Raw genomic sequence first — 9971 nt, 5'->3', positions numbered from 1 at the left:
GACCCACCCCCGGCGATCCGCCGCCCGCCGTCAGGCCGCTGGCGGGAGGACCTTGGCGATCAGCTTGGCCAGCTCGCGCAGCGCCTTGCCCCGGTGGCTGATCGCGTCCTTCTCCGGCGGGGTCAGCTCCGCGTTGGTGCGGTCCTGGCCGTCGCCGAGGAAGATCGGGTCGTACCCGAAGCCGCCCTCGCCGCGCGGCGCGCGCAGCAGCCGGCCGGCCTGCCGGCCGTCGACCAGGTGCTCCTTGCCGCCGGGCAGCACCAGCGCCACCGTGCAGACGAACGACGCGCCCCGGTTGTCGTCGGGCAGGTCGGCGATCTGGTCCAGCACGAGCTGGAAGTTGGCCCGGTCGTCGCCGTGCCGGCCGGCCCAGCGGGCGCTGAACACCCCCGGCATCCCGTTGAGGGCGTCGACGGCGAGGCCGGAGTCGTCGGCGATGGTGAGCAGGCCGGTGCGCCGGCAGCCCTCCCGCGCCTTGATGAGCGCGTTCTCGCCGAAGGTCAGGCCGGTCTCCGGCAGCTCCGGGTAGTCCTCGACGTCGTCGAGGCCGAGCAGTGCGACCCGGTGCGCGCCGAGCGCGCCGTCGAGGATCCGCTGAAGCTCGATCAGCTTCTTCCGGTTACGGGTGGCGAGCAGCACCTTGTTCATGAGAGAGCCTTCCGCTGGGCCTCGGCCAGTTCCGCGCAGCCGGCGACGGCCAGGTCGAGCAGGGCGTCGAGCTGGTCGCGGGCGAAGACCCCGGACTCCCCCGTCCCCTGCACCTCGACGAACTCGCCGGTGCCGGTGCAGACCACGTTCATGTCGACCTCGGCCGCCACGTCCTCTTCATAGCAGAGGTCCAGCCGGGCCTCGCCCGCAATCACGCCGACGCTCACCGCGGCGACGGAACGGTGCATCACCTTCTCCGGCTTCCCGGCCAGCGACTTGCGGTCGGCCAGCCAGCTCACCGCGTCGTGCAGCGCCACGTAAGCGCCGGTGATCGCCGCGGTGCGGGTGCCGCCGTCGGCCTGGAGGACGTCGCAGTCCAGCACGATCGAGTTCTCGCCGAGCGCCTTGAGGTCGATGCCGGCCCGCAGGCTGCGGCCGATCAGCCGGGAGATCTCGTGGGTCCGCCCGCCGACGCGCCCCTTGATGCTCTCCCGGTCCGAGCGGGTGTTCGTGGCCCGGGGCAGCATCGCGTACTCGGCGGTCACCCAGCCCAGCCCGGATCCCTTGCGCCACCGGGGCACCCCCTCGGTGACGCTGGCCGTGCACAGCACCCGGGTCTCGCCGAACTCGACGAGCACGGAGCCCTCCGGGTGGGTGCTCCAGCCCCGGGTCAGGGTCACCGGTCGGAGTTGGTCGGGCCGCCGCCCGTCAGGTCGCGCCATGCCTGCACCCTATGCGGTGCGGTGATCGAACCGCCCCGGGGTGTCCCGCTGTCCGCGTCCGCCGACGGCCGAGGTCGGTCAGATGTCGTAGCAGGCGCCCGAGCGGACCACTTCCAGCGGCCCGTCGTACGCGGCGCCGGCCCCCTCGATGGTGAGCGCCTCGCTGCCCCACGCGGCGACCAGGTGGGTCAGCAGCAGCCGGCCCACCCCCGCCTTGGTGGCCGCCTCGCCGGCCTCCCGGCCGGTCAGGTGCAGGTCCGGCGGGTTGTCCACCCCGTCGAGGTAGCTGGCCTCGCAGAGGAAGACGTCGGCGTCCTGGGCCAGCCGCAGCAGCGCCTCGCACGGCGCGGTGTCGGACGAGTAGCAGAGCACCCGGCCGTCGTGCTCAAGCCGCACCCCGTACGTCTCGACGGGGTGGTTCATCCGGTCGACGGTGACGGTGAACGGGCCGATCGGGAACGTGCCCGGTTCCAGGCCGTAGAACTGGTAGACGTCCTCGACGGTGCTTTCGTCCTGCCCGTAGGCCAGCGCCAGCCGGTCCGGCGCGCCGGAGGGTGCGTACACCGGCAGGGGCGGACACGGGCCGTCCGGGGCGTACCGGCGCACCACCACGTATGTCACCGCGTCGAGCATGTGGTCGCAGTGCAGGTGGGTGAGGAGGATGGCGTCCGGGGCGTGCAGCCCGGCGTAACGCTGGAGGGTGGACAGCGCGCCGGAGCCGAAGTCGACCAGGAGCCGGAAACCGTCGGCCTCGACCAGGTAGGCCGAGCACGGGGAGTCGGGGCCGGGGAAGCTCCCGGCACAGCCGAGAACGGTCAGTCGCATGTGGTTGTCCCGCTGTCACGAACCGTAGTCGTCACGTCGGCCGCCGTCCCGTCCATGATCTTCATCGACGTGTACGACACGCTGCGCAGCCTACGCTGACGCGCGCCGGGGCAAGAATCATCTAGTGGAAGTTGTCATCAACGTGACACCCGCAGCAGCCGCCGGCCGGAGACGGACGGGCCGAAGACGACGGACGGGCCGGACCGGTCACCCGGTCACGGCCCGTCGGCGCCGTCAGGCTCGTCCTCAGGCCCAGAGCTGCCCCTCCAGGGCCTCCTCGGCGTCGGCGAGGGTGCCGCCGTACGCGCCGGTGCTGAGGTACTTCCAGCCGCCGTCGCAGACCACGAACGCGACGTCGGCCCGGCGGCCGTCCCGGACCGCCTCGTGCGCCACCGCCAGGGCGGCGTGCAGGATGGCCCCGGTGGAGAAGCCGGCGAAGATCCCCTCCACCTCCACGAGCTGCCGGGTACGCAACACGGCGTCCCTGGTGCCGACGGAGAACCGCCGGGACAGCACGGTGGCGTCGTAGAGCTCCGGGACGTACCCCTCATCGATGTTGCGCAGCCCGTAGACCAGTTCCCCGTAGCGGGGCTCGGCGGCCACGACCTGGATGCCCTCGACCTTCTCGCGCAGGTAACGCCCGGTGCCCATGAGGGTGCCGGTGGTGCCGAGCCCGGCCACGAAGTGGGTGATCGTGGGCAGGTCCTGGAGCAGCTCCGGGCCCGTGGTCTCGTAGTGCGCCCGGGCGTTCGCGTCGTTGCCGTACTGGTAGAGCATCACCCAGTCGGGGTGTTCGGCGGCGATCTGCTTGGCGGTGGCGACCGCCTGGTTGGAGCCGCCGGCGGCCGGCGAAAAGATGATCTCCGCGCCGTACATCCGGAGCAGTTGGACCCGCTCGGTCGAGACGTTCTCCGGCATCACGCAGACCACCCGGTAGCCCCGCAGCTTCGCCACCATGGCCAGCGAGATGCCGGTGTTGCCGCTGGTCGGCTCCAGGATGGTGTCGCCCGGGCGGAGCCGGCCGTCGGACTCGGCCCGGCGGACCATGAACAGGGCCGCCCGGTCCTTGATGCTGCCGGTCGGATTCCGGTCCTCCAGCTTGGCCCAGAGCCGCACCGGCGGCGCCCCCTCGGGCACCGTCGGCGAGAGCCGGGGCAGCCCGACCAGGGGCGTGCCGCCGCAGGCGTCCAACAGGCTGTCGTACCGCGCCATCGCCGCCCCGCCTCAGCGGACGGCGGCGGCGCGCGTGGCTACCGTGTGCGAGGCGATCGCCGCCGCCGCGGCGAAGCCGAACGCGCCGCCGGCCACGGCCGGCAGGATGGTGACGCTGTCGCCGTCGTTGAGCTTGGCGTCGAGCGCGCCGAGGAAGCGGACGTCCTCGTCGTTGACGTAGACGTTGACGAAGCGGTGCAGCACGCCGGCTTCGGTCACCAGCCGGCCGCGCAGGCCGGCGTGCCGGGAGTCCAGGTCGGCGAGCAGGTCGGTGAGCGTGTCGCCGGTGCCCTCGACGACCTTCGCGCCGCCGGTGTAGCTGCGCAGGATGGTGGGGATGCGAACCTCGATGGCCATGGTGTCGTGCTCCTTGTCCGGATGTGCGGTTGCTCGGTGACGGGAAGGAATGAATGCCGCGATGCCGCTGGAATCAGCGGTCGGAACACTCGTAGTCGACCGTCGCCGGGCTCTGCCCGAACATGTAGGACTGGACGGCGTTCGGGTCCACGGCGGCGTCCACGATCCGGACCGGCTCCTCCGTCACCACGCCGTCGACGATCCGGTAGGAGCGGATCTCCTCGGTGTCGGGCTCGCGGGTGGAGACGAGCAGGTAGTGCGCGCCAGGCTCGCCGGCGAGGGCGACGTCGGTACGCGACGGGTACGCCTCGGTCGCGGTGTGCGAGTGGTAGATGACGATCGGTTCCTCGTCGCGGTCGTCCATCTCCCGCCACAGCCGCAGGTGCTCCATCGAGTCGAACTCGTAGAACGTCATGGAGCGGGCCGCGTTCTCCATGGGGATGTGCCGGATCGGGGTGTCACTGCCGGCGGGACCGGCGACCACGCCGCACGCCTCGTCCGGGTGGTCCCGGCGGGCGTGGGCGACGATCGCGTCGATGATCGACTGGTCGAGGCTCAGCACGCCGTCCAGCCTAGCCCCTCCACCTGCCCACTTGAGGGTGGCGACGGTCACGCTCAGTCGATCATGGCGTTGAGCAGGGATTCCTGTAGATACCCGAGGTACGCGTAGACCGACAGTTGGAACACCCGGCTCGACGACGGGTCGGCGGCGACCGCCTCGTCCAGCTCCGCACCGAGGTCCGTGCCGTCCTTGACCTCCAGCCGGACGCCCATCGCCAGGCGGGCGTCGTTGAGCGCCCGCAGCCACGCCTCGGCCGCCTCGGCGTCGAGCTGGACCTCGCCGCCGGAGGAGTCCGGCAGGGCGGCGAGGATCGCCCCGGCCTGGTCGATCTTGCCGGTCTTCAGGTCGCCCTCGGTGTACCGGCGGAACTCCGCCGTCCCGGCCGAGTCGTCCGGGTAGACCTCGGGGAAGAGCCGGCCCAGCACCGGGTCGGAGTGGTCGAAGCCGTCGGTGAGCAGCCCCACCACCTCGGAGGCCACCTTGCGCAGGACCCGGACCTCGTCGACGGCAAGGGTGGCGACGTACCGGTCGCCCCGACGCCGGAACATGCTCACGATCGCTCCACCGTGGCCCACAGCCCGTACGCGTGCAGCTGCGCCGCGTCGTGCTCCATCCGTTCCCGGGCACCGCTGGAGACGACCGCCCGGCCCTTGTGGTGCACGTCCAGCATGAGCTTCTCCGCCTTCTCCCGGCTGTACCCGAACAACTTCTGGAGGACCCAGGTCACGTACGACATCAGATTCACCGGGTCGTCCCACACAATCGTCACCCACGGCCGGTCGGAAGCCGGCACCTCTTCGGTGGCCGGCGTCTCGACCGGTGCAACCTGCGGAGCCGCCATGCCCCCCATCGTGCCACCGGTTGCCGGGAAGCGATGAACCGGAACGCCGGACGGGTCCGGATCATCAGCCGGAGCCGCCCCGACGACCGGCGCGCGGGCCGGCCCGGCAGGACCCCGTCGGGGCCCCACCGGCCGGTCCGGGCCGGCGTCAGGCGAGCAGGATGCCGTGGTCGACCGCCTCGGAGAGCACCGCGCCGAGCGAGCGGCGGACGGCTTCGAAGCGTCGGGAGATGTCCCGGGTCAGCTCCAGCTCGACCTCGCGCAGCGCCCGTTGCGCCCAGGACCGGGCGCCGCCCGGGTCGTCGTTGCCGGGGCTGCGCCAGTGCTGCCAGCAGCCGCCGGAGAGCGCCACGGCGACCGGCGGGAGCACCTCGACACGTTCCCCGACCGGGTAGCCGGAGACCGCGTCCACCGCACCGGCGCCGGCCACCTCGGCCACCCCGGCGGTGCTGGTGACCAGCAGCACCCGGTCGAGGTCCCGGCCGGCCGGGTGGTCGGCGAGCCCCCAGCGGACGGCGTTGCCGATCCGCCGCCGGACCCCCTCGGGCACCGGGGCGCCCAGGACCCGCCCGGCTGCATCGTCGAGCAGGGCCCGCACCGCCTCGTCGCACTGGGCGGTGGCGAGCAGGGAGAGCGCCTCCAGTTCGCGGTCGAGCAGCTGCGGCAGGCCCGCGCAGCCGACCCCGAAGACGATCTCCTGCACCACCCGCAGGTGGGTCTTGGCCAGCTCCAGGGCGACGTGCTGGCGGATGCGCTGGGCGCGGGAGCGGGCCTGCTGGTCCAGCCGCTCGGCCCACCCGGTCGCCTCCGCGCCGGGCGACACCGGGACCCGGCCGTGCGTCCCGGGCAGCACCGGCGACCGGGCGCTGGCCCGGCGCAGTCCCTCGCCGGCGGCCCAGCCCACCAGGGCCCGCCGCAGCGCGCCGACGTCGTCCGGCCGGGCCGGGTACCAGTGGGCCACGGCCAGGGCCGGCACGGCGGCGAGCAGCACCGCACGGTGCGCGGCCAGCACCACCTCGACCGGGTCCGCCGCGTCCACCTGGTCCGTTGCGTCCACCTGGTCCGTTGCGTCCACCTGGTCCGTTGCGTCGACCGGGTCCGGCTCGACCGGCAGCCGGGCCGGCGACCGGTCCACCGGCCCACCCGGCTGCGCGGACTGCGTCGGCGGCCGGCCGACCCGGCCGCCGGAACCCGTCGGGACGGAGGCCCCCGTGCCGTCCGTCCACGCCGGGTCCCGGCGGCTGCTCGTCACCCGTCCCCGCGCCCCGGGCCCGTCCGGTCGATCCGACCCGGCAGCCGGCCGCCCGGTTGGGGGCGGGGCCCAACCCGAGACGCCGGGCGTCACCACGAGGAAGACCTCGGCCGCGGCGTGGGCGGCCTCGGCCAGCAGGTGCAGCTCGGCGGCCGTGAACGCCTGGTCCGCCGCGATCACGAACAGCAACGCCCCGGCCCGGCCGACCGCGTCGAGCAGCACCCGCCCGCCGGCGACGCCCAGCGTGTCGGTGTCGGGCGAGTCGACCACGGTGAAGTGCCGCAGCAGCGGCTCGGCGACGGCAAGCTCGACCCGGCGCGGCGGCCGGGCCAGCGCCGGGCCCGCCGCCGACCGGTCCGGCGCGTACGCGTGCGGCTGGCGGTAGCCGGGCACGTAGGCGGCCCGGGTCGGCACCCGGGCGTGGTCGACCAGCAGCCAACTCCCGGGCGGGACGGCGAGCATCCCCGGGGCGAGCCCCAGCAGGGAGGCGAGCACGTCACGCCGGGCGGCACCGGCCGGCCCGGCGGCGACCACGGCGAGCGGGTCGTCCGGCCGGGCCTCGGTCACCCCGAGCCGGGTGGGCGTCGGGCCGCACCGCAGCGGGCCGGCCGGCCCGCTCGGCTCGTCGGACACGTCGGCCGAGGGGAGTGGACCCGGCTGCATCAGGCTGCCTCCCGGTGAGGGCGGCCGTGCTCGGACCCGGCCGCGTGGTCTGTCCGGTGGGGACACTCCGGATTCGGAAAGAGTACGGCCGGCGCGAACATGAACCCCGTAAAGCGAATACTCAGCGCTGATCGACAGATTACTCAACTTCGGAGCGTCACGGCGCACACGCGTACCGGCTGCGATCGATATGCTGCCCCGATGAGTCGGTGGGAGTTCGTCGGCCGCAGGGATGAACTCGACCGCCTGCTGGCCGCGGCGACCGGCGCCGACGGGCGCGGGCTCTTCTACAGCGGGTCGGCCGGCGTCGGCAAGAGCCGGCTGCTGCGCGAGGCGCTGGCCGGGGTCCCCACCGACGGGTACGCCGTCTGGACCGTCTCGGCCAGCGCCACCACGGCGGCGCTGCCGTTCGGCGGGCTGGTCCAGGTGCTCCCGGCCGAACAGCCGCCGGGGCTCTCACCGGCGGGCGTGCTGCGCTGGGCGGTGCAGCAGTTGCAGCAGCAGGCCGCCGGGCGGCACATCGTGCTGGCGGTCGACGACGCGCACCTGCTCGACCCGCCGTCGGCCGCGCTCGTGCACCTGATCGGCCGCGCGGAGAACGCCACCGTGGTCGGGACGCTGCGTGACGGCGAGCAGTTGCCGCTGCCGATCCGGGCACTGTGGACCGACGGCCTGGTCGACCACGTGGAGCTGGCCCCGCTGGGGCTGGCGGACACCACCGACCTGCTCGCCGCCATCCTCAAGGGTCCGGTCGACCCGTGTTCCGCCGACCGGCTGTGGCGGCTCTCCGGCGGCAACGCGCTGCTCCTGCGCGAGCTGGTCATGGCCGCCCCGCCCGGCGAGCTGACCCGCACGTACGGGATGTGGCAGTGGACCGGCCGGCTGACGCTGGCACCCACCCTCACCGAGTTGATCGACACCCGGATCGGGCAGCTCACCCCCGGGGTCCGGGCGGTGCTGGAGCTGGTCGCCTTCGGCGAGCCGCTCGGGCTGCACCTGCTCGGGCAGGCGGTGGAGCCGGCCGACGTGGAGACCGCCGAGGAGCGTGGCCTGATCGCGGTGGAGCGCAACGACCGCCGAACCGACGTCCGGCTGGCGCACCCGCTCTACGGCGAGGTGATGCGGCGGCGCTGCCCGGTCAGCCGCACCCGACGGTTACAGGCCCGACTGGCCGAGCTGGTGGAAGCGGTGGGCACGCGGCGCCGCGACGACCTGCTGCGCGTGGCGGTGTGGCGGCTGGACTCCGGCACCGCACAGGACCCGGCGTTGCTGCTGGGAGCGGCCGCCCAGGCGTTCGCCCGGTACGACGTGCCGCTGGCGACCCGGCTGGCCAGGGCGGCGCTGGACGCCGACGGGGGCTTCGACGCCGCGGAACTGCTGGCCACCCTCCTGATGTTCGCCGACCGGCCGGAGGAGGCGATCGTGATGCTCGACGCGGTCGCCGACGACGCGGCGGGGGCAGGGCGGCGCAGCCGGTGGCTCACCGTGCGGGGGATGGTCAGCTACTGGGGTCTCAGCCAGGAGTCCACGGTGGACGACATCGCGGCGCGGGCCGGGGAGCTGCCCGACGCCACCGACCAGGCCCGGGTGAACGCCTTCGAGGCGATCATGCGGCTGCATCGGCTGGACACCGGCCCGGCGGTGCGGCTGGCCCGGGCGGTGCTGGACCGCCCGGCCGCCGGGGTGGCCGCCCGCGAGCTCGCCCGGTGCACCCTGGCGCATCTCCAGGCCGCCCAGGGACAGCTCACCCTCAGCGGCGCGGCGATCCACCAGGTGCAGGCCGAAATGGCCCGTTGGCGCGGCGACATGCCGTACCTGCAACTCGCCCTGGAGCTGGCCCGGGGGACCCGGCTCGCCCTCGCCGGCGACCTTGCCGGCATCGACGCGATCGTGGCCGACGAGTTCGCCGACCTCGCCGGCGCGGGCGACTTCCGGCTCGGCACCGGTTACCTGGCCATCCTCCAGGCGTACGCGGCGCGGCTGCGCGGCCAGAGCGGCACGGCACTGAGGACGAGCCTCGGCGCGTGCGCGGTGCTGGCCACCAGCCGGGTGTACGCGGGCCTGGCGCACGCCGAGCGGGCCCAGGCGGCGGCGCTGCGGGGCGACGCCGCGCACGCCGCCGAGGCGATGGCCGAGGCGGACCGCACCCACGCCCCGGGGATGGCGGTGCTCTACCCCTGGCTGGAGCAGGCCCGCGGAGCGGTGCTCGCCACCGCCGGCGACCCGGCCGGCGCCGCCAAGCACCTCGCAGCCCTGGCCGACCGGCTCCGCGACGACGGGTTCGCCGGGCACGAGGTGCTCGTCCTGCACGACCTGGTCCGGTTGGGCCAGGCGACCGCCCTGGTCGGGCCGACCTGCGGCGACGGCAGCCGGCGGACGGTGGCCCAGCGGCTGGCCGAGCTGTCCGAGCGGGTCGACGGCCCGCTGCCGTCGCTGCTGGCCCGGTGCGCCCGGGCCGCCGCCGACAACTCGGCCGAGGAACTGCTCGCGGTGGCCGACGGCTTCGCCGGGCTGGACCTGCGGGTGTACGCCGCCGAGGCCACCGCGGCGGCGGCTCGCCGGCTGCGGCGGCGCCGGTCCAGCTCGGCCTCCGCCGCCCACGCGCGCCTCGGCGAACTCCTCGGCAGGTGCGACCAGGTCGACACCCCGGCGCTGCGGCTCGGGCAGCCCGCCCTCAGCGACCGGGAGTGGGAGGTCGCCCGGCTCGCCGCGCAGGGCGCGACCAGCCGCGCGATCGCCGAGCGGCTCTTCCTGTCCAGCCGGACCGTGGACAACCACCTGCAACACGTCTACAGCAAGCTCGGGGTGACCGGGCGCGCCGAGCTGCGTTCCGCACTGCGGTCGTACCCGGGCCAGGAGGGCGAGCCTGCGCAGTGAACTCTAGGCTGG

The 9971-nt window shown here is 74.3% G+C and carries 10 protein-coding genes; 1 reads left to right on the top strand and 9 read right to left on the bottom strand.

Features of this window, described 5'->3' with window-relative positions; all coding sequences use genetic code 11:
• Positions 1-30: 30 nt before the first annotated feature.
• From rdgB to ACQPZO_RS06370, 9 genes are all read right to left on the bottom strand, one after another.
• On the bottom strand, positions 31-648 hold the full coding sequence (gene rdgB / locus ACQPZO_RS06410; protein WP_405113031.1) for an RdgB/HAM1 family non-canonical purine NTP pyrophosphatase: 618 nt from the start codon (positions 646-648) through the stop codon (positions 31-33).
• The gene (gene rph / locus ACQPZO_RS06405) at positions 645-1370 is read right to left on the bottom strand and encodes a ribonuclease PH (protein ID WP_433347915.1); all 726 of its coding nucleotides are present in this window, start codon (positions 1368-1370) and stop codon (positions 645-647) included. The genes rdgB and rph overlap by 4 nt, the downstream gene beginning before the upstream one ends.
• 78 nt (positions 1371-1448) lie before the next feature.
• Entirely contained in the window at positions 1449-2195 is a 747-nt protein-coding gene (locus tag ACQPZO_RS06400; protein WP_433347913.1) for an MBL fold metallo-hydrolase, read from the bottom strand.
• 246 nt (positions 2196-2441) lie between these two features.
• Positions 2442-3407, bottom strand: a complete 966-nt coding sequence (locus tag ACQPZO_RS06395) for a PLP-dependent cysteine synthase family protein (protein WP_433347910.1) — start codon at positions 3405-3407, stop codon at positions 2442-2444.
• 12 nt (positions 3408-3419) lie between these two features.
• Positions 3420-3764 carry a MoaD/ThiS family protein gene (locus ACQPZO_RS06390; protein WP_387016810.1) on the bottom strand — a complete coding sequence of 115 codons (345 nt, stop codon included), beginning with the start codon at positions 3762-3764 and terminating at the stop codon, positions 3420-3422.
• Positions 3765-3837: 73 nt separating this feature from the next.
• Positions 3838-4326, bottom strand: a complete 489-nt coding sequence (locus ACQPZO_RS06385; protein ID WP_433347908.1) for a Mov34/MPN/PAD-1 family protein — start codon at positions 4324-4326, stop codon at positions 3838-3840.
• A gap of 53 nt (positions 4327-4379) precedes the next feature.
• Positions 4380-4874: a DUF2017 domain-containing protein gene (locus ACQPZO_RS06380; RefSeq protein ID WP_396669901.1), complete on the bottom strand. Its 495-nt coding sequence runs from the start codon at positions 4872-4874 to the stop codon at positions 4380-4382.
• 2 nt (positions 4875-4876) lie between these two features.
• Complete coding sequence (gene clpS / locus ACQPZO_RS06375) at positions 4877-5167, bottom strand: ATP-dependent Clp protease adapter ClpS (protein WP_350886347.1); 291 nt, start codon at positions 5165-5167, stop codon at positions 4877-4879.
• A gap of 148 nt (positions 5168-5315) precedes the next feature.
• Entirely contained in the window at positions 5316-7082 is a 1767-nt protein-coding gene (locus ACQPZO_RS06370; RefSeq protein ID WP_433347906.1) for a hypothetical protein, read from the bottom strand.
• A 201-nt stretch (positions 7083-7283) separates the two neighbouring features.
• Here ACQPZO_RS06370 and ACQPZO_RS06365 point away from each other — a divergent pair, with 201 nt between their 5' ends.
• Entirely contained in the window at positions 7284-9959 is a 2676-nt protein-coding gene (locus tag ACQPZO_RS06365; RefSeq protein WP_433347904.1) for a LuxR C-terminal-related transcriptional regulator, read from the top strand.
• The last annotated feature ends 12 nt before the right edge of the window (positions 9960-9971 follow it).

The organism is Micromonospora sp. CA-111912 (genome assembly GCF_050948415.1).
Lineage (GTDB): Bacteria > Actinomycetota > Actinomycetes > Mycobacteriales > Micromonosporaceae > Micromonospora.
This window is presented reverse-complemented; position numbering and strand designations above follow the sequence as displayed.

Coding starts and splice junctions, on each gene's coding strand:
- rdgB (WP_405113031.1), bottom strand. CDS start 648: ATGAACAAGGTGCTGCTCGCCACCCGTAACCGGAAGAAGCTGATCGAG.
- rph (WP_433347915.1), bottom strand. CDS start 1,370: ATGGCGCGACCTGACGGGCGGCGGCCCGACCAACTCCGACCGGTGACC.
- ACQPZO_RS06400 (WP_433347913.1), bottom strand. CDS start 2,195: ATGCGACTGACCGTTCTCGGCTGTGCCGGGAGCTTCCCCGGCCCCGAC.
- ACQPZO_RS06395 (WP_433347910.1), bottom strand. CDS start 3,407: ATGGCGCGGTACGACAGCCTGTTGGACGCCTGCGGCGGCACGCCCCTG.
- ACQPZO_RS06390 (WP_387016810.1), bottom strand. CDS start 3,764: ATGGCCATCGAGGTTCGCATCCCCACCATCCTGCGCAGCTACACCGGC.
- ACQPZO_RS06380 (WP_396669901.1), bottom strand. CDS start 4,874: ATGTTCCGGCGTCGGGGCGACCGGTACGTCGCCACCCTTGCCGTCGAC.
- clpS (WP_350886347.1), bottom strand. CDS start 5,167: ATGGCGGCTCCGCAGGTTGCACCGGTCGAGACGCCGGCCACCGAAGAG.
- ACQPZO_RS06370 (WP_433347906.1), bottom strand. CDS start 7,082: ATGCAGCCGGGTCCACTCCCCTCGGCCGACGTGTCCGACGAGCCGAGC.
- ACQPZO_RS06365 (WP_433347904.1), top strand. CDS start 7,284: ATGAGTCGGTGGGAGTTCGTCGGCCGCAGGGATGAACTCGACCGCCTG.